21 protein-coding genes are annotated in these 20,208 nt (G+C 29.2%); all 21 read left to right on the top strand.

Annotated features, from left to right (window positions below):
• Positions 1-18: 18 nt before the first annotated feature.
• The 21 genes from AC4FQX_RS03230 to AC4FQX_RS03130 all read left to right on the top strand — a co-directional run bounded on the left by AC4FQX_RS03230 (position 19) and on the right by AC4FQX_RS03130 (position 20,207).
• Positions 19-1,017: an NAD-dependent 4,6-dehydratase LegB gene (locus AC4FQX_RS03230; RefSeq protein ID WP_491166225.1), complete on the top strand. Its 999-nt coding sequence runs from the start codon at positions 19-21 to the stop codon at positions 1,015-1,017.
• Between the two features lie 2 nt (positions 1,018-1,019).
• The gene (locus AC4FQX_RS03225; protein WP_491166224.1) at positions 1,020-2,171 is read left to right on the top strand and encodes a LegC family aminotransferase; all 1,152 of its coding nucleotides are present in this window, start codon (positions 1,020-1,022) and stop codon (positions 2,169-2,171) included.
• Positions 2,158-2,781 carry an acetyltransferase gene (locus AC4FQX_RS03220; protein ID WP_491166223.1) on the top strand — a complete coding sequence of 208 codons (624 nt, stop codon included), beginning with the start codon at positions 2,158-2,160 and terminating at the stop codon, positions 2,779-2,781. The genes AC4FQX_RS03225 and AC4FQX_RS03220 overlap by 14 nt, the downstream gene beginning before the upstream one ends.
• Positions 2,778-3,797, top strand: a complete 1,020-nt coding sequence (gene neuB / locus AC4FQX_RS03215) for an N-acetylneuraminate synthase (protein WP_491166222.1) — start codon at positions 2,778-2,780, stop codon at positions 3,795-3,797. The genes AC4FQX_RS03220 and neuB overlap by 4 nt, the downstream gene beginning before the upstream one ends.
• Entirely contained in the window at positions 3,794-4,894 is a 1,101-nt protein-coding gene (gene neuC / locus AC4FQX_RS03210) for a UDP-N-acetylglucosamine 2-epimerase (protein WP_491166221.1), read from the top strand. Before neuB ends, neuC begins: the two co-directional genes overlap by 4 nt.
• Positions 4,891-5,937 carry a nucleotidyltransferase family protein gene (locus tag AC4FQX_RS03205; protein ID WP_491166220.1) on the top strand — a complete coding sequence of 349 codons (1,047 nt, stop codon included), beginning with the start codon at positions 4,891-4,893 and terminating at the stop codon, positions 5,935-5,937. The genes neuC and AC4FQX_RS03205 overlap by 4 nt, the downstream gene beginning before the upstream one ends.
• A 2-nt stretch (positions 5,938-5,939) precedes the next feature.
• Entirely contained in the window at positions 5,940-6,662 is a 723-nt protein-coding gene (locus tag AC4FQX_RS03200) for an acylneuraminate cytidylyltransferase family protein (RefSeq protein WP_491166219.1), read from the top strand.
• A complete protein-coding gene (locus AC4FQX_RS03195) occupies positions 6,659-7,576 on the top strand; it encodes a Gfo/Idh/MocA family protein (protein WP_491166218.1) in 918 nt (305 codons plus the stop codon). The genes AC4FQX_RS03200 and AC4FQX_RS03195 overlap by 4 nt, the downstream gene beginning before the upstream one ends.
• A complete protein-coding gene (locus AC4FQX_RS03190) occupies positions 7,566-8,303 on the top strand; it encodes an SDR family oxidoreductase (RefSeq protein WP_491166217.1) in 738 nt (245 codons plus the stop codon). Before AC4FQX_RS03195 ends, AC4FQX_RS03190 begins: the two co-directional genes overlap by 11 nt.
• Before the next feature lie 66 nt (positions 8,304-8,369).
• Positions 8,370-9,713, top strand: a complete 1,344-nt coding sequence (locus AC4FQX_RS03185) for a surface carbohydrate biosynthesis protein (RefSeq protein ID WP_491166216.1) — start codon at positions 8,370-8,372, stop codon at positions 9,711-9,713.
• An 89-nt stretch (positions 9,714-9,802) separates the two neighbouring features.
• Entirely contained in the window at positions 9,803-11,230 is a 1,428-nt protein-coding gene (locus tag AC4FQX_RS03180; protein ID WP_491166215.1) for a lipopolysaccharide biosynthesis protein, read from the top strand.
• A gap of 3 nt (positions 11,231-11,233) precedes the next feature.
• Entirely contained in the window at positions 11,234-11,923 is a 690-nt protein-coding gene (locus AC4FQX_RS03175; RefSeq protein ID WP_491166214.1) for a CatB-related O-acetyltransferase, read from the top strand.
• 24 nt (positions 11,924-11,947) lie between these two features.
• Positions 11,948-13,252, top strand: coding sequence for a glycosyltransferase family protein (locus tag AC4FQX_RS03170; protein WP_491166213.1), 1,305 nt, complete (start codon positions 11,948-11,950; stop codon positions 13,250-13,252).
• The gene (locus AC4FQX_RS03165) at positions 13,236-14,270 is read left to right on the top strand and encodes a polysaccharide biosynthesis protein (RefSeq protein ID WP_491166212.1); all 1,035 of its coding nucleotides are present in this window, start codon (positions 13,236-13,238) and stop codon (positions 14,268-14,270) included. Before AC4FQX_RS03170 ends, AC4FQX_RS03165 begins: the two co-directional genes overlap by 17 nt.
• 14 nt (positions 14,271-14,284) lie before the next feature.
• Positions 14,285-14,710: a cupin domain-containing protein gene (locus AC4FQX_RS03160; RefSeq protein ID WP_491166211.1), complete on the top strand. Its 426-nt coding sequence runs from the start codon at positions 14,285-14,287 to the stop codon at positions 14,708-14,710.
• A gap of 36 nt (positions 14,711-14,746) precedes the next feature.
• Positions 14,747-15,865: a polysaccharide biosynthesis C-terminal domain-containing protein gene (locus AC4FQX_RS03155; RefSeq protein ID WP_491166210.1), complete on the top strand. Its 1,119-nt coding sequence runs from the start codon at positions 14,747-14,749 to the stop codon at positions 15,863-15,865.
• A gap of 33 nt (positions 15,866-15,898) precedes the next feature.
• Positions 15,899-17,035 carry a non-hydrolyzing UDP-N-acetylglucosamine 2-epimerase gene (wecB, locus tag AC4FQX_RS03150; protein WP_491166209.1) on the top strand — a complete coding sequence of 379 codons (1,137 nt, stop codon included), beginning with the start codon at positions 15,899-15,901 and terminating at the stop codon, positions 17,033-17,035.
• The gene (locus AC4FQX_RS03145; protein ID WP_491166208.1) at positions 17,028-17,681 is read left to right on the top strand and encodes an acyltransferase; all 654 of its coding nucleotides are present in this window, start codon (positions 17,028-17,030) and stop codon (positions 17,679-17,681) included. The genes wecB and AC4FQX_RS03145 overlap by 8 nt, the downstream gene beginning before the upstream one ends.
• A gap of 109 nt (positions 17,682-17,790) precedes the next feature.
• Positions 17,791-18,822, top strand: a complete 1,032-nt coding sequence (locus tag AC4FQX_RS03140; protein WP_491166207.1) for an EpsG family protein — start codon at positions 17,791-17,793, stop codon at positions 18,820-18,822.
• A gap of 2 nt (positions 18,823-18,824) precedes the next feature.
• Entirely contained in the window at positions 18,825-19,613 is a 789-nt protein-coding gene (locus AC4FQX_RS03135; protein ID WP_491166206.1) for a glycosyltransferase family 2 protein, read from the top strand.
• A gap of 6 nt (positions 19,614-19,619) precedes the next feature.
• Entirely contained in the window at positions 19,620-20,207 is a 588-nt protein-coding gene (locus AC4FQX_RS03130; protein WP_491166205.1) for an LbetaH domain-containing protein, read from the top strand.
• The last annotated feature ends 1 nt before the right edge of the window (position 20,208 follow it).

Raw genomic sequence — 20,208 nt, 5'->3', positions numbered from 1 at the left:
TAGTATAAAAATAATATAATGAATTTATTAAATAAAAATATTTTAGTAACAGGAGCGGATGGATTTATAGGCAGCCATTTAGTAGAACAGCTTATAAAAGAAGGTTGTAGGGTAAGAGCTTTTTGTTATTATAATTCATTTAATTCCTGGGGATGGCTTGATAGTTTACCAAAAGAAATTCTTTCACAAATTGATATTTTTACAGGAGATATACGAGATCCGAATGGAGTACGTACAGCAATGAAAGATATAAATGTTGTATTTCATTTAGCAGCATTAATTGCAATACCTTTTAGTTATCATTCTCCGGACTCATATATTGATACGAATATAAAAGGAACATTAAATATTATTCAGGCAGCTAAAGATTTGAATGTTGAAAGAGTGTTGGTAACTTCTACATCAGAAGTATATGGTACAGCTCAGTTTGTGCCTATTACTGAACTACATCCTAAACAGCCACAGTCGCCCTACTCAGCTTCAAAAATCGGGGCAGATTGTATTGCTGATTCTTTTTATAGAAGTTTTGATTTACCTTTAACTATTGTTCGTCCATTTAATACTTATGGACCAAGACAATCTGCACGAGCAGTAATTCCAACAATTATTACTCAATTATTGAATGGTAAAGAGGAAATTAAATTAGGAGATATTACTCCAACAAGAGATTTGTTATTTGTTAAAGATACAGTAGAAGGGTTTGTTCAGATTGCCAAATGTGATGCATTAATAGGGCATGAGGTGAATATAGCTACTCAGTCAGAAATTAGTATTGGTGATTTAGCACAGGAAATGATTAAGCAGATCAATCCTAACGCAAAAATTGTTACTGAAAAAGAGCGATTAAGACCAAGTAAAAGTGAAGTTTTCAGATTATTTGGGTCTAATGAAAAGTTGAAAAGCTATACTAATTGGAAACAAGAATATAGTTTAGAACAAGGAATTTCAGAAACTATAGATTGGTTTAGAAATGTTGAAAACTTAAAAGAATATAAAGCAGATATTTATAATATATAGTTATGAATAGTAAATTTCCCTTAATTGTTGATTTTATAAAAATGGAGTTTCCTAATCAGGATTTTATTCCGTTACATGCTCCTAAATTTATAGGAAATGAAAAAAAATATGTTCTGGATACAATCGAATCTACATTTGTTTCTTCGGTAGGAGAATATGTCAATCGATTTGAAGAAATGATGTGCGAAATAACGGGTGCATCTTATGCAATAGCTATTGTAAATGGTACAAATGCATTGCATTTGGCTTTATTGTTAGCAGGAGTAGAAACAGAGGATGAGGTGATTTCTCAAAGTTTAACATTTATCGCTACAGCAAATGCAATTAGCTATATCGGAGCAAAACCGGTATTTGTTGATATTGACAGAGATACATTAGGGCTTTCTCCAAAAGCATTAGAGTTGTTTCTTGAAGAGAATGCAGAGGTTAGATCAGATGGATATACTTATAATAAAATAACGAATAACAGAATAAAAGCATGTGTTCCAATGCATACTTTCGGTTTACCTTGTCGTATAGATGAGATAGTATCTATTTGTGAAAAATGGAATATAAGTTTAGTAGAAGATGCTGCGGAATCCTTAGGAAGTTATTATAAAACAAAACATACCGGAACTTTCGGGTTATTAGGTACGTTTAGCTTTAATGGTAATAAAACAGTTACCTCTGGAGGAGGGGGAGCTCTAATAACAAATGATCCGGAAATTGCTAAGAGAGCAAAACATCTCACAACTCAGGCTAAAGTTCCACATAGATGGGCTTTTATTCATGATGATATAGGCTATAATTACAGAATGCCTAATCTAAATGCAGCTTTAGCTTGTGCACAATTGGAACAACTTGAAAAATTTATTGAAAATAAAAGAGAGTTGACCCAACTGTATAAAGTTTTTTTTAAAAGTATTGGCATTTCTTTTGTTACAGAAATAGAAGAAGCAAAGGCTAATTATTGGTTAAATGTGATACTATTAGAAAATAAAGAAGAAAGAGATGAATTTTTAGAATATACAAATGCAAATGGTGTAATGTCAAGACCCGTTTGGGAATTAATGCATAGATTACCAATGTTTAAAGAATCACAAAAAGGAGATTTGTCTACTAGTGAATGGGTAGCTGATCGTTTAATAAATATTCCAAGTAGTGTTAGATTATAAAGTTATACTTTTAGGGTATTCAGGTCATGGTTTTGTTGTGGCAGAAGCTGCTATTGAAAATAAATTAGGCTTATTATTTTATGCTGATAAAAATCAGAGTTTAATAAATCCATATCAACTTCAGTATATTGGAGATGAGAGAAAAGTATCTTTTGAAGGTTGGGAGAATAATAATAAATTCATCTTAGGAATTGGAGATAATACTATAAGAGAAAAAACAGCGAAATATATTATTTCTCAAAATCATGAGATGCTTAATGTTATACATCCAAAATCCTGTGTCTCGGAATATATTAAAATGGGGACAGGTAATTTTTTTGCAAGAAATTGTACAATAAATCCATTAGTTACTATTGGAGATTATTGTATAGTGAATACTGGCGCTATAATAGATCACGAATGTGTTTTAAAAAACAGTGTCCATATTGCTCCTGGAGCAGTTTTAGCGGGTAATGTTGAAATAGGGGAACGATCCTTTATTGGAGCAAACTCCGTAATAAAACAAGGTGTTAAAATAGGAAAAGATGTAATTGTAGGGGCAGGGGCTGTTGTTTTAAAAGATATATCTGATGGGAAGATAATAGTTGGTAATCCGGGGAAAGAAATATGAAAAATAATACTATAATTATTGCTGAAGCAGGAGTAAATCATAATGGGGATATTAATTTTGCTAAACAGTTAATAGATGTTGCTGTTGCTGCGGGAGTTGATTATGTGAAATTTCAAACATTTAAAGCAGATAAGTTGGTTAGTCCAACAGCTAAAAAAGCAGATTATCAAGTTCAGAATACTAATGATAATGATGATTCTCAATATAATATGCTGAAAAAATTAGAGTTGAGCCATCAAAATCATATAGAATTAATAGAGTATTGTGATAGTAAAAATATAAAATTTTTATCTACAGCATTTGATCCAGAGGGAGTAAACTATTTATCTAGTTTAAAATTAGATATTTTTAAAGTTCCCAGTGGGGAAATTACTAATTATCCTTATCTTAAAAATATAGCTTTAACTAAAAAACCGGTAATTTTGTCTACAGGGATGTGTTCTGAAAGAGATATTCTAGATGCGGTTGAGGTTTTAATGAAATATGGTATTAGTAAAGATGATATAACAATTTTGCATTGTAATACAGAATATCCAACGCCGATGAAAGATGTTAATTTGAAAGCAATGTTAACAATCGGAGCTAAATTTGGTGTTAAAATAGGATATTCAGATCATACTTTAGGAATTGAAGTGCCTATTGCAGCTGTTGCTCTAGGAGCAACAATAATTGAAAAGCATTTTACTTTAGATAAAAATATGGAAGGACCGGATCACAAGGCTAGTTTAGAGCCTGACGAATTAAAAGAAATGGTTCGTTGTATTCGGAATATAGAAAAAGCAATGGGTGACGGAGTTAAAATTCCTTCAGAATCAGAACAAAAAAACATTCTTATAGCCAGAAAGAGCATCCATTTGATTAAAGATGTTTCAAAAGGGACAATTCTTACAGAAGACGATTTAATAGCATTACGACCAGGAGACGGAATATCGCCTATGGAATGGGAAAATATAATTGGAAAACAATTAAAAGTAGATAAAAAAGCTTTTGAAAAACTGAACTTGACTGATTTATGAAAATAGCTGTTTTGACAAGTTCTAGAGCTGATTATGGAATTTATCTTCCCCTTTTAGAGAAGATAAAAAGAGACGTTTTTTTTTCATTAGATATAATTGCTTTTGGAACGCATTTATCAAAAAATCATGGATATACCCTTAATGAGATTGAAAAAGATGTTTATCCGGTTATTCATTCTATATCATCTTTGCTTTCTAATGATGATGAACAGAGTATAGTTACATCTTATGGACTAACAGTTTTAAAATTTGCAGAATTTTGGACTACACATAAATACGATTTGGTATTCTGTTTAGGTGATCGTTTTGAAATGAGTGCAGCAGTTCAGGCAGGTATTCCTATAGGGGTTAAATTTGCCCATATTCATGGAGGTGAAACAACATTGGGTGCAATTGATAATATTTATAGACATCAAATTACTTTAGCATCAGTTTTACATTTTACTGCAACAGATGTTTTTAGGAGTAAAGTTATTAGTTTGGTAGGTGATAATGCTGTTTCTACAGTAGGTGCATTAAGTCTTGATGGATTAGCTTCATTTAAACCAATTGATAAAAACCAATTTTTTAAAACGTTTAAAATCCCAAACGGTGATTATGGATTGATAACTTTTCATCCTGAAACAGTAAGTATAGAAAATAACCGAAGCTATGCAATTGCAATGAAAAATGTTCTTGTGAAAATTTCAAATGATATATTTCTAATTATTACAATGCCTAATGCAGATACATTAGGTTCAATTTATAGAAATAAAATAAAAGAGTTAGAAAAAGAGATTCCTGATCGGGTAATGCTTATAGAAAATTTTGGTAAAGTAAACTATTTTTCAGCAATGTGCTATGCCAAAATTTTAATAGGAAATACTTCCAGTGGGATAATTGAAGCTGCTTCGTTTCAAAAATATGTTGTTAATGTTGGTGACAGACAGGCTGGACGTCTTCAAAGTAAAAATATTTTGAATACTACCTTTGATGAAGATGAAATGTATTTAACGATTAAAAAAGCTATAAATTTAGGCGAATTTCATGGGGAAAACATATATGTAAAAGAAGGAGCTGCAAATAGTATAATTAATATTGTAAAAGAATTTTTATGAGAATATATAGAGATCATTTAATTCTTACCGGAAGTAAAGTAAAAGAAGCATTACTCCAGTTAAATAAATTGGCACAAGATGCTATTCTTTTTGTGGTAGATGTTGATGATAGATTAATAGGGAGTTTAACTGATGGTGATGTCAGAAGAGGGTTAATTAAAGGAATTACTGTAGATAGTGTAATAGATCAGATTATTCAATCAAATCCAAGATATATTATAAAAGGGAAAAATAATTTACAGAAGATTATAGAATATAGAGAAGGGAATTTTAGAATTATACCTGTTGTAGATGATAATAATAAAGTAGTTAATGTGATTAATTTTAGGGAATTAAGATCTTATCTTCCTGTGGATGTTGTGATTATGGCAGGAGGTAAAGGACAGCGTTTGAGACCATTGACTAATACTATTCCCAAACCCTTATTAAAGGTAGGGGATAAACCAATTATAGAGCATAATATTGACAGATTAGCTTTATATGGGATAGATGATTTTTGGATTTCCTTAAATTATTTAGGGGAACAAATAGAAGCATATTTGGGAGATGGTTCAGATAGAAATATAAATATCAATTATATTTGGGAAAAAGAAGCTTTGGGGACTATTGGAGCTGTGTCTAAAATAAATAATTTTGAACATGATTATGTTTTAGTAACAAATTCTGATTTGTTAACCAATTTAGATTATGAACATTTTTTTCTGGATTTTGTGAAAAATGAAGCAGATTTAGCAGTAATTACAATTCCTTATCAGGTAAATATTCCTTATGCAGTATTAGAAACCAGAGAAGGCAGGATAACAAATTTCAAAGAAAAACCAACCTATACTTATTATTCTAATGGAGGTATTTACATGATGAAACGTTCCGTTTTACAATTTTTACCAAAGGATTCATTTTTTAATGCAACGGATTTGATGGAGAAGTTGATTCACGAAGGACTTAAGGTAATTTCTTATCCTTTATCTGGTTATTGGTTGGATGTTGGTAAGCATGAAGACTTTGAAAAAGCACAATTAGATATACAAAACATTAAATTTTAAAAATGAAGATATTGATTACTATTTGCGCTCGAGGTGGTTCTAAAGGAATACCTGGGAAAAATATTAAGCAAATTTGTGGCAAACCTCTTATTGAATATACTATTGATATAGCTAATAGATTAGGCTCTAAATATAATGCAAAAATAGGATTATCTACAGATGATAGTGCTATAAAAAAAGCAGCAGAACAGTGTCTCGTTTATACTGAATATGAAAGACCAGAGCATTTAGCTACAGATACTGCGGGAAAGTTAGATACAATAAAAGACGTGCTGTTATATGAGGAATCTTTGGTTGATTTTAAATATGATTATATTTTAGATTTAGATGTAACATCTCCTTTACGAACATTCGAGGATTTGGATAAATCATTTGAATTGATATTAAAGAACAAAGAAGCAATGAATCTGTTTTCTGTTAATAGAGCCGGTAGAAATCCTTATTTTAATATGGTTGAAAAAAATGATCAAGGATATTATTCATTAGTAAAAACAAATTTAGACGGAAGTTTTATGACCAGGCAATCTGCTCCGGAAGTATATGAACTTAATGCTTCTTTTTATTGGTATAGGAGAGCCTTTTTTGAAGCTGAATATAAAACCGCAATTTCAGATAAGTCCATGATATATATAATGAATCATATTTGTTTTGATTTAGATCATGAAATTGATTTTATGTTTATGGAGTTTTTATTAGAAAATAACAAATTGGATTTTAAGCTATGAATGTTTTATTTGTTGGTTTAGGTTCTATTGCAAAAAAGCATCTTAATGCTTTAAAAAACATAAAAGAAAAGTTTAACATCTATGCCTTACGTTCTTCTGAAAAAGCTAATACTCTTGATGATATTGTAAATATATATGCTTTAGAAGAATTAAAAGGAAAAGAAATAGATTTTGCAATTATTTCTAATCCAACAGCTGAACATAAAAAAACGATATTATTGCTGTTGCAATTAAATTGTCCTCTTTTTATAGAGAAACCAATTTATCATACCATTGATATTCAGGATGTTTTAGATGTAATAAAAAAGAAACAAACTCTAACATATGTTGCTTGTAATCTTCGTTTTTTAGATTGTTTGAATTATTTAAAGACACATATTGGTAGAAAAAGAATAAATGAAATTAACACTTATTGTGGTTCTTTTTTACCAGAATGGAGACCTAATACGGATTTTCGAAAATCATATAGTACCAATACTGTTTTAGGCGGTGGAGTACATATTGATTTAATACATGAAATAGATTACCTTTATTGGCTATTTGGATTGCCAAAAGAAACGACTAAAGTCTTTAGAAATCGTTCGTCTTTAGAAATCGAAACTTTTGATTATGCAAATTATTGTTTGATTTATGATTACTTTTGCGCTAATGTTATTCTAAATTATTATAGAAGGGATTCCAAGCGAACTTTAGAACTTGTTTTTGAAGATGAAACTTGGTTAGTTGATTTAAGAAAAAATTCGATAATCTGTAATGATAAAGTTATATATGAATCTCATCAAGAGGTGATGGAAACGTATACTGCCCAAATGAAATATTTTATTAAATTAGTAAAAGAACAAAAAACAACATCTTTTAATACAGCTGAAGATGCTTATAATGTTTTAAAAATGTGTTTAAGCTATGATTCTTAAAGATAAAATTATTATAGTTACGGGAGGTTCTGGACTTATAGGTAAAGAGCTTGTTCAAGATATAAAGAAAAAAGGAGGTATTCCTTTTAATGCAGATATAGTTGTAAAAACAGATCTTGAGGCAGGGAATTTGCATGTAGATATATCAGATGAAAAATCGATTGAAGAAGCTGTTCTATTAATTTATGAAACCTATGGTAGGATCGATGGATTAGTAAATAATGCTTATCCAAGAACAAAAGATTGGGGTGCTTTTTTTGAAGATATACCATTAGACTCTTGGCGGAAAAATGTAGATATGCAAATGAACTCTGTTTTTTATATCAGTCAGCAGGTTTTAAAACAAATGGTAAAACAAAAATCGGGAGCTATCGTAAATATTGCTTCTATATATGGAGTTGTAGGTAATGATTTTACATTATATGAAGATTATGGAGGGACTTCTGCAGCAGCTTATTCAGCTATAAAGGGAGGGATGGTAAACTTTACACGATATTTAGCGTCTTATTATGGTAAACAAAATATCCGTGTAAATTGTGTATCTCCTGGTGGAATTTTTGATCATCAACATTCTTCTTTTTTAGAAAAATATAATGCAAGAGTGCCAATGAGGAGAATGGGCAATCCGGATGATATAGCCCCCGCAGTTTCATTTATGCTCTCAGAAGAAGCAAAATATATAACAGGACAGAATTTAATTATTGATGGAGGATGGACAGCAATATAGTAAGATTTCAATATCTGGTAAATTGTTAGGCATATATTTTGTAGTAAGAAAATAAAATTAACTATAATGAAAGTAGACTTTTTAATAACATATCAACATAAAAATAGAGAGGGAGATTCTATACTAATCTTAAAAAAAGAATTAGAAAAAAGAGGGTATTCTGTTGTGTTGTATTGTACTTTTAACAAAACCTCTTTATTTCAATTGAACATAAAACCTAAAGTTGTTCTTGCGTCTGCTATGTATAATAATGGGACTTTGGATTTTTTTGTATATAACCTTGTCGGTTTAATTCCTAAGGTAGTTAATTTACAGTGGGAGCAAGTACTTTCTGTTAGTAATGAAGAAAACATACATTCATTTCATAATCCTAAAGAAAGAGCAAGAGAAGTTTTGCATTTATGTTGGGGAGAAAGTATTTATAACAGATTACTAAATTCTGGCTTAAGTAAAGATAATCTTAAAATAACAGGAGCAATACAAATGGATTCATTGAGAGAAGAGTTTGATTCCATGTATTATACCAGAGAAGAGCTTGCTGCTAAATTTCAATTAGACAGTTCTAAAGAATGGATTCTATTTATATCAAGTTTCACTTTTCCTAATATGACAAATGAAGAATTCGCTAGCATTAGAGCGGTTCTAGGGGATAAAATAGAAACATTTAAAGGTTTTTCTATAAAATCTAAAAAGATTATGTTAGATTGGTTTGAGTGTGTATTGCAGAAGAACCCGGAAAAGATATTGATTTATAGACCTCATCCAGATGAAACAGTTGGAGACTTCCGGCTTAATGAGCTAGTGGAAAAATATCCTAATTTTAAGATAATAGCAGAACTTACTGTAAAGCAATGGATAAAACGTGTTGATAGGATTTATACTTGGTATAGCACTTCGACATTAGAAGCAACAGTCTTAAAAAAAGATTTACAAATATTACGTCCTTTGCCAATACCTATTGATTCTGAGGTTGTTATATTTAAAAATGCTAATTTTATAACTGACTTAGATACTTTTGATAAATCGTATTCCGGTTTAAGTCATATCAGCGCTAATCTGAATAAACAAAAAATGGAAAGTTATTGTTTTGTAGACGAGAAAATTCCTACATACAAAAAGATAGCAGATATATTAGAAGAGGTATATGCAACTGATAAATATGATATGGATATTGGTTTTAATGAAAAAAAAGATTTCTATTTTAGAAGATTTAAAGGTTTATTGATAGCATTAGTAGTCAGATTTCCAATTAATATTTGGGGTAAAAAAATGAATCAGAAAATAGAAAGATATCGTCTTAGTGAAGAGAGAATGAAGAAGGATTTATTTAAAAATGAGATATCACAACAGGAATTAGAAAAGATGAATTTGCTGTTAGAAGAAATAATGACTACTGATATTTTAAAATAAGTTTAATTTATAATAGAGAAACAATCATTTATTGATCAGTTAAAAAATATATCTTGATGACTTTTAAGGTTATAAAAATAAAAATATAAATGAATGAGTTTTCTTTAAAGGAATTTATGTCCTCAATCTTAAAGTTTTCTATATCATCTTGGGTTAACTTTGTTGTTAGTGTAGTTGCTGTAATTATTATTACTAGAGTTTTTCCTCCATCAACTGTTGGTTTTATTAACATCTTTAATTCCTTTTCTATTTTAGTATTAGGTATTGTTTGTTTTGGTTTTGATAATAGTTTTGTTCGTTTTTATGAAGAATATAAGACTGATTCTGAAAAAAAAGCACTTGCGGTATTTTGTATAGGTATATCTTTAATAGTATTTATTATAGTTTTTTTTATTTCAATTTTATTTCATGATATTTTATCTATAAAAATATTTAAAGTTGTCAATTGGACTATAACAATATTATTATTTGTTAATGTATTATCCTTACTGATTTTCCGGTATTTTTCTATTGTATTCAGAATGAAAAATAAACCGAACTTATATTCTTTCTTAAGTATTGGTATCGCTCTGTTTTCTAAACTTTTTATTCTGTTAGCTATCTTATTTGATCCTAGTGATGTTATGGTAGTTTTTTTTAATGTTATTGGTGTATTTATTTTTTCATTTTTATTTTTTCTCTTTAAAAGAAGAGAATTGTTTCCGAAAATTCAAAGCACAGCAACTCCAAAAATAGAGTATAGAACTATTGCCAAATATGCTATTTTTTCTTCTCCAATTAATTTGGTGTTATATTTTAATCTTTTTTTAACACAGCTTATTATTGTTGATAGATTGGGTTATGATCAGTTGGGTATTTATACTTCCACCAATATTTTTTTAGGTGCATTAGGTGCATTAACAGCCGGGTTTACAAATTATTGGTCAGCATATATGTTTAAAAATTATGCTAATCAGCAAAATATGATAATAAAGATGCATAATTATGTTTTGATAGTAGTATTGGTAATTATGTCTATAAGTCTTTTATTTCAAAACTTTGTATACCTTTTCATTGGAAAACAATTTCAGGATAGTAAATCTTTTTTTGCATTTGTCCTATTATATCCTTTGTTTACCTTAATTATAGAAACAACGGCATATGGTATTTCTATAAAAAATAAAGTATATCTAACTCTTTTTTCATTTGCTGTATCATCAATAATAAATATACTAATGTGTATTTACCTTCTTCCTATATGTGGTTTATATGGGATAGCGTATGCATCAGTTGTTTCAGGACTAAGTCTTCTGGGTTTACAAACGTATTATGGACAAAAGAATTATAAAAGTATTGAACATAAAGGTAAAACTTTTTTTGTAGTGCTTACGCTAGTATTACTTGCAGTAGCAAATTCTTTTGTTTCTTTGTCATTAATGATTCCTATTATTTTTGTTGTGTTTTTGATTGTTTTTTTTGTTTTTGGATCAGAACTCGGTTTTTTATCCAAAATGTTATTGAAATTACTAAAACGATAAACAATGAAAGAAATACTAAAAAGAATAGTAACAGTTTTATATTGGAAATTTTATTTTTTTATAAAAGGAGGTAATGTCGTAATTAGTTGGTCAGCAGTAATCAATTTTAAAACAAAACTGGAGGGGTGTAATAGAATTCATAAAAAAGTAAATATATGTAACTCATTTATAGGAAAAGCAACTTATATAGGTTGGAATTCGGTATTGTTTAATGGAAAAATTGGACGGTTTTGTTCTATTGCACCTTATGTTGAATGTATTTATGGATCTCATCCATTAAGCCCTTTTGTATCAACACATCCAGCTTTTTTTTCTTTACAGAAACAGGCCGGTTTTACATTCACAGATTCTTTGTTGTTTGATGAATCTAAACAAACAACAAATGGATTCTCTTTTGAAATAGGGAATGATGTTTGGATAGGTCAGGGAGTTAAAATTATGGAAGGACTTGTTATAGGGGATGGTGTTGTGATAGCAGCAGGTGCTATTGTTACTAAAGATATTCCTGCTTATGAAATTTGGGGAGGCGTTCCTGCTAAAAAAATAAAAAATAGATTTACTGAAGAAGAAAAAATATTTTTTAAAAAGATAAAATGGTGGCAGAAAGATTTTAAAACAATCAAAAGTAATGCGAAATATTTTAATAATATAAATGTATTCATCGAAAAATTTAAAGATGAATGGAGTAAATAAATTTCATACACTTATTCAAAATCTATGAGCTTAAAAGTACTTATTATTTCTTATACCTTTTATCCGATTGCTACACCCAATTCCTATCGTTGGTTTTCTATTGCTAGAAAATGGAAACAAGAAGGGGCAGAAGTTTTTGTTATTGAAGCATTTAGAAGTCAAGATAAAAAGTATGAAGAAATTGAAGGGATTAAAGTATACAGAGCTACAGAATATATTATTGGAAAATTAAGAAATCAATTTAGAGAAAAAAAACAGTCTTTTGAAACTACTAATTTTTTGAGTAAAAAGAAGTTTAGTGTTAAATCGATTATTCGAAAAACATATGATTTTATTTGTGCAAAAATATTTTGGCCGGACTCTTCTTTTTTATGGTATTTCTCAGCAAACTCTCTAGCTGAGAAAATAATTAAAGAACATGAAATTGAGAAAATAATTACGGTTTCCTGGACATTTACTGCCCACTTAATAGGATTGAGATTAAAAGAAAAATTTCCATCTATTTTTTGGTTAGCTGATACAATAGATACTTTTGCTCTCAACTATAGTATTAATAATAGTTTTTTATATAAAAGATTAAATAAGTATTTTGAAAAAAAGGTTTTTTTAAAAGCAGATTTAAATAGTGTACTTACAGAAAAAATAAAAGAAGGTTATGTGAACTTATTACCAAAATTAAATAATAAAATAGTCGTTAATCCGAATATTTTTGTACCTACGCATTTTGATTATACAAAAACAGAGAGAGTAAATAATATTAAAATTAAAATGTTGTTTTTAGGAACATTGAGTGAGAGTGTCAGGTCACCTAAAAATTTGTTAGTTTTGTTTTCTAATATAATTGATAAGTATTCTAATTTCCAATTTAGATTAGATTTTTACGGTGATTTTTCTGATACGGTAACGTTGTTTCAAGAACAGGAAACATTATTAAATCATTTTGTGTTTTTACATGATCCTGTAGATAGGGAAAAAGTAAATTATTTGATAAAAGAGGCAGATGTACTTGTTAATATAGGTAATCAAAATATTTACCAAGAGCCAAGTAAACTCATTGAGTACATGTATTCAGGAAAAAAAATATTGAATATAGCATCTATTAAAGAGGATACTTCAGCAGCTTTATTGAAAGATTACCCGTTAAAATTTAACGTTTTTCCAGATGAAATACACGATACAGCAGTATTAGCGGATATATTTGATTTTTTAATGAAGAAAGAAATTATTGAACAAGAAGATATAAACCGGCTTTTAAAAGATTATTTGCTAGACGCTGTAGCAGATAAATATTTAAATTTTATAGAAAAAAATAATGCAAATAAAGAATAAAACCCTTTTGATTACAGGAGGAACAGGGTCTTTCGGGAACGCTGTTCTAAGCCGATTTCTAAACACGAATCATTTTAGTGAAATTCGTATTTTCTCCCGAGATGAGAAAAAGCAGGATGATATGCGTAATCATTTAAAAAATGATAAGCTTAAGTTTTATATAGGGGATGTTAGAGATTATAATAGTATTGAGCGTGCAATGCGAGGAGTTGATTATGTTTTTCATGCAGCAGCATTAAAACAAGTTCCTTCATGTGAGTTTTTCCCTATTGAAGCAACTAAAACAAATGTTTTTGGTACACAAAATGTAATAGATGCAGCTGGGGTACATAAAGTTAAAAAAGTAATTTGTCTTAGTACAGATAAAGCTGCATATCCAATTAATGCTATGGGGATATCCAAAGCATTAATGGAAAAGGTAGCAGTAGCTGCTTCGAGGAATCTTATCGATACTACAATTTGTTTAACCCGTTATGGTAATGTCATGGCTTCCAGAGGTTCTGTAATACCTCTTTTTTTAAAACAAATTCAAAAAGGAGAACCCATTACGATTACAGATCCTAGTATGACCCGTTTTTTAATGTCTCTTGAAGAGGCTGTGGAATTGGTTCTATTTGCGTTTGAGCATGGAAATTCGGGAGATTTATTTGTAAATAAAGCTCCTGCCGGAACTATTGCTGATTTGGCACAAGCCTTAAAAGAATTATGTAAAGCAAATAATGAGATAAAAATAATAGGTACTCGTCATGGAGAAAAGTTATATGAAACTCTTTGTACACGAGAAGAGATGGTAAAAGCAGAAGATATGGGCGATTTTTATAGAATTCCGGCTGATAATCGGGATTTAAATTATGCAAAATATTTTTCAGAAGGGGAGAAGGATGTTTCTAAAGTAGAGGACTATCATTCGCATAATACCAAACAAGAAGATGTAGAGGGAATGAAACATTTACTGCTAAAATTGCCTTTAATACGTAGAGATGTTTTAGGAGAAAATATAGCTTATTATCAGGAATAAAATTATAGCATTCTATGGAACCTAAAATAATTAAAGGAGATTATTTTTCAGATGAAAGAGGAACAGTGTTATATAATAATATATTTGATGGTTCTTTAGTGAAGCGGTTCTATATTTTAGAAAATAAAGATATGGGTTTTATAAGAGGTTGGCAAGGGCATAAGATAGAACAAAGATGGTTTTCAGTTGTTTGTGGTTCTTTTAAAATAGAATTGATTCAGATTGATAATTGGGAGCAGCCATCTCAGGATTTATTTTCTTTTTCTTTTACATTGAATGCTGATAAACTAGATATTCTACATGTTCCTCAAGGGTATGTAAGTAGTATTCAGTCTCTTGAAAGAGGATCTAAACTTTTAGTAATGTCAGATTATCTTTTGGGAACAATAAATGACGAGTATCGATACAAAATAGATTATTTTAAAACTATAGAAATATAATTGATAAAATAATTTCATAGATAAAAAATAAAGATAATGTTGAGAATAGGTATAACAGGACAACAAGGTTTTATAGGAAGTCATTTATATAATACCTTAGGATTATATCCGGATGAATTTTTAAGAATAGAATATCAAAGGAGTTTTTTTGATAACGAGGCTGATTTAGATTTTTTTGTTTCAAAATGTGATGTTATAGTACATTTAGCAGCTATGAATCGTCATCATGATCCAGAAGTTATTTATAAAACAAATATAGGGTTAGTAGAACAATTGATGGCTTCTTTAGAACGTACTCAAAGTAAAGCACATGTTATTATTTCATCTTCTTCACAAGAGGAAAAAGATAATTTATATGGTAAGTCAAAAAAAGAAGGAAGAGAGCTTTTAAATAATTGGGCAATAAGATCTGGAGTTGTTTTTACAGGGATGATTATTCCAAATGTTTTTGGTCCTTTTGGATATCCATACTATAATTCTGTGGTGGCTACATTTTCACATCAGATTGCTAATGGGGAAATACCTGAAATTCATATTGATGGAAATTTGAAATTGATTTATATTAATGAATTAGTTCATGAAATAATTAGTAAGATAAGAGAAAGTAAGACAGAATCTTTTTACATAGTATCTCATACAGCAGAAGTGAAAGTCTCAGAACTCCTGACTTTATTACAAGGATATAAAGAACAATATCAAAATAAAGGAGAAATTCCGACTATTAACAATACATTTGAATTAAATTTATTTAATACCTATCGTTGTTATATGGATGTTGAAAATTATTTTCCGGTAAAATTTAAACAGTCTGTAGATTCCAGAGGTTCTTTTGTAGAAGTGATACGATTGGGAATAGGAGGGCAGGTGTCTTTTTCAACAACCTTTCCGGGAATTACCAGAGGAAATCATTATCATACCAGAAAGATTGAGCGTTTTGCGGTTATCAAAGGAAAAGCTTTAATACAGTTACGTAGAATTGGAACAACTGAGGTTATAGATTTTTATCTTGATGGAGATAACCCTGCTTATGTAGATATGCCTATTTGGTATACACATAATATTAAAAATATAGGAGAAGATGTGTTATATACTAATTTTTGGATTAATGAACCCTATAACGCAGAAGATGCAGATACTTATTTTGAGAATGTGTAATAAATTTGCTATTGTAGGATTAAATGAATAAAAATGAAAAAGAGATTAAAAGTAATGACTGTTGTAGGGACGCGTCCTGAAATTATACGATTATCACGAGTAATAGCAGCCTTGGATCAATCAGAGGCAATTGATCATATAATAGTACACACAGGACAGAATTATGATTATGAATTAAATCAGATTTTTTTTGATGATTTGAATATTCGTAAACCTGATTTTTTTTTGAATGCAGCAGGTACAACAGCAACTGAAACAGTTGGGCAAATTTTAATCAAAATTGATCCATTATTAGGAAGTGAAAAACCGGATGCTTTTTTGGTATTGGGAGATACTAATAGTTGTTTATGTGCTATTCCAGCAAAGAAAAGACATATTCCAGTTTTTCACATGGAAGCAGGAAATCGTTGTTTTGACCAAAGAGTACCAGAAGAAACAAATAGAAAAATAGTAGATCATGTGTCAGATGTTAATTTAACATATAGTGATATAGCAAGAGAATATTTGTTAAGAGAAGGTTTGCCGGCAGATAGAATTATTAAGACAGGATCCCCAATGTTTGAGGTTTTAACACACTATTTGCCTTCTATTACTTCTTCTAATGTATTGGAAAGGTTAAATCTGAAAGAAGGGAAGTTTTTTGTTGTTTCTTCTCATAGGGAAGAAAATATTAATAATAAGAAGAATTTCCAAGGATTAATGGATTCTTTAAATTTAATTGCAGAAAAATATAAATATCCTATTATTGTAAGTACACATCCGCGTACACGTAATATGATTGAACAACAGAATATACAAATGAGATCAGAAATTCAGTTTTTAAAACCATTAGGTTTTAATGATTACAATGGATTACAGATGAAATCATTTGCTGTATTATCAGACAGTGGTACAATATCAGAGGAATCTTCTATTTTAAATTTTAAAGCATTAAATATTAGAGAGGCTCATGAACGTCCGGAAGCGATGGAAGAAGCTTCTGTGATGATGGTTGGTTTAGATCCGGAAAGAATAATGCAGGGATTAGTACAGTTAGAATATCAGAAAACCGGAAAAGATCGTAATTTCAGACAGGTAGCTGATTATTCTATACCTAATGTATCAGATAAGGTAGTTCGGATTATTTTGAGTTATACAGATTATATTAAAAGAGTGGTGTGGAATGAATAAGATTAAATCCCTTTATAGAGCTTGTCTTTTGTCACGAATTTCCTTTTTTGGTGTTTTACTTAGAGCGTTTTATTTTAAAGTTTTTTACAACAAGAATATACTGTCTTGTAGCAAAGTATTAATTCAAGGTGCTAGTAATATTGTTATAGGGCAATATCTCAAGGTCGGAATAGATAGAGTTGGCTTCGTTCATAAAAACGATACAACATTGATCAGTGTTGCTGGGAAATTAATAGTTGAAGGAAGTTTTTCTATTGGAAAAGGAGGACGATTTGATATTGGATCTAATGCTACAGTTTGTTTTGGGAATAATTCATACATCAATCCATTAGCTCTCATTGTTATTATGCATAATTTAACAATAGGACAAAATTGTGCTATATCATGGAATTGCCAAATTTTAGATGAAGATTTTCATTCCATTCATTATGTTGAAGAAGGAGAGAGAAAACAAGCATCTAATCAAATAGTGATTTCTGATAATGTTTGGATAGGTTCAAATGTTTCGATTTATAAAGGAGTTTTTATTGCAAAAGGTTGTGTTGTTTCTGCCGATTCCTCTGTTAGAGGAAAGTTTATTGAGGAAAATTGTTTGATTGCAGGAAATCCTGCTAAAATAGTGAAGAGAAACGTGGACTGGAGTTAATTAGAAGTAAGGGGCTATAGTATTTTAAAAGGGATTATTTTACTAATTGTGTAAGTAACAAAAAGCTCAGGTCATGACTTCATTATTATAATAAATTATATTTTATATTATGGATGAATATATTTATTTTGTCTTGTTGGCAATAGTTCTCTTGGGAATAGACTTTTTTGCAAAAACAAAGTTCTTCACTGTGATAGTTGTCATTTTATTAATATTAGGGCTTGGACTTCGAGATGAAATAGGATATGATTATAATAATTATTTTTCTTTCTTTGAATACTATATGCCTCCAGTAATAGAAATTGGTTTCGCCTATCTTGTTGATTTTATTTATTTTTTAGGAGGTAATTATAAAACAACTTTTTTTATTTTCTCTGTTTTATATGTGTTACCAATTGTTTATACCTATTCTAAAATAACACCTCATTTTAGACTTTCTTTGTTGTTTTTTATTCTATTACCTGGGTTAACACTTAATTCAATTACTATTATTAGACAAGCAACTGCGGAAGCATTTATAGCATTGTCAATCCTGTTTTTTTTAAATAGAGCTAAGATAAAAATGGTTTTATATGGTTTTTTAGCTGTTATTTTTCACTATTCATCAATTATTGTATTCCCTGTTTTATATATAGTATCGAAAATAAAAGAGATAAAGATAAGTCGAATATTTGTTCTACAGTTTATAACTCTAATTTTTGGTTTTATACAAATTCATTCCTTTTTTATAGAATTATTTTTAAACCAAACAAAGTTTATTGCTTACAGCACCTATGAAGATGCCGGAACTTCTTTAATAAAGTTGATAATAAGTAATGTAGTAGTGGTTTTTCTTGTTTTAAGAATGAACAAGACAGAAGAAAATATAAAAACATTGATAATTTTGCAGGTGATTGCTGTCTTATTCTTAAATTTATTTAGTTCTGTTGGAGCAATAACAAGGTTAACATATTATTTTAGAGTATTTGAACCTATAGTAATTGCAGAAGTGATATATACATTTAGTAAGAAAACAAGAGTTCTTCTTGTTATTGTATTTTTAATTTATTACTTGTTAATGTTTTATAGCGCGCTTAAGGTTGATATGGAAACGGATATGCATCCTAAATTGACACCTTATCGTTCCTTCTTATTTAATTAATTATGAAAATATCTACTATTATTCCCATGTATAATGCTCAAGAAACTATTTTTAGGACATTAGATTCAGTAATAAAACAGACAAAAGCTGTATATGAAATTATTGTTATTAATGATGGTTCAACAGATAATTCTCAGGTTTTAGTAGAAAATTATCAAAAAGAAAATCAGGATTTTAATATTAAATTAATAAATAAAGATAATGGAGGGGTATCTTCTGCCAGAAACAAAGGTTTAGAAGAGTCTACGGGTGATTGGATTGCCTTTTTAGATAGTGATGATGTATGGAGCTCTAATAAAATAGAACGACAAATTGAAATTCTAACTGACAATACCAATATTGATTTTCTAGCAACAACAAGAAATGAGGAAAAAGTAAGGTCTGTTTTATGGAAAAAATTTGATCTTCTTACTAAAATTGGTCCAAAATTACTTTTAGTCAAAAATGTTTTTTCTCCACCTACAGTGATTTTAAAAAAAGAAATAGTATTAAATATTGGTTATTTTGATGAGTCACAAAAATATGCGGAAGAAGGTAATTATTTTATAAGAATTGCTCAAAAATATAATTGCTTTCTTTTGAATGAGAGTCTTGTTTTTACAGGAGATGGAAAAGCTCACTTTGGACATTCAGGTTTATCTGGTAATTTAAAGGAAATGGAAAAAGGAGAACTTAAAAATTTAAAATATGCACTTCAGCTAAATATTATAAATAAAGTTGAATATGTTTTACTAAATGTTTTTTCAATATTGAAATATATTAGAAGAATAATAATAGTTAAATTTAGATAGTTAATTATGATTAAACAATATGGTGCTTTAGGAATCGTAAAATTATTTTTTTCTCTTATTTATACAAAGTTGTTTTTTTCTAAAGCAAGATTGATAAGACTTCCTTTTGATATTAGAAATAAGTCAAATATAAAAATTGGTAAGAACCTTACAACAGGAGTTGGATGTCGAATTGAAGCATATCCTTTGAGTAAAGAAAAAGTACTTTTTATAGGAGAAAATGTTCAAATTAATGATTATGTACACATCACTGCTAGAGAAAAAGTTGTTATTGGGAATAATGTTTTGATGGCTAGTAAAATATATATATCTGATTGTTCTCATGGAAGTTATTCGGGAGATTTACAAGATAGTCATCCTGATTCAAATCCTGCAGATAGACCTCTTTTTTCGAATCCGGTTATTATAAAAGATAATGTATGGTTAGGTGAATTTGTTTCTATATTACCAGGTGTGATAATAGGAAAAGGGACTATTGTTGGTGCTAATTCTGTCGTTACAAAAGATTTACCAGATTATGTTATAGCAGTGGGGTCACCGGCAAAACCTATAAAAAAATATAATTTTGAAATAAAAAAATGGGAAAAAATATAAA

The organism is Flavobacterium sp. AK-301 (genome assembly GCF_058310215.1).
The sequence above is the reverse complement of the archived record's forward strand: the minus strand, read 5'-3'. Positions and strand labels throughout refer to the sequence as shown.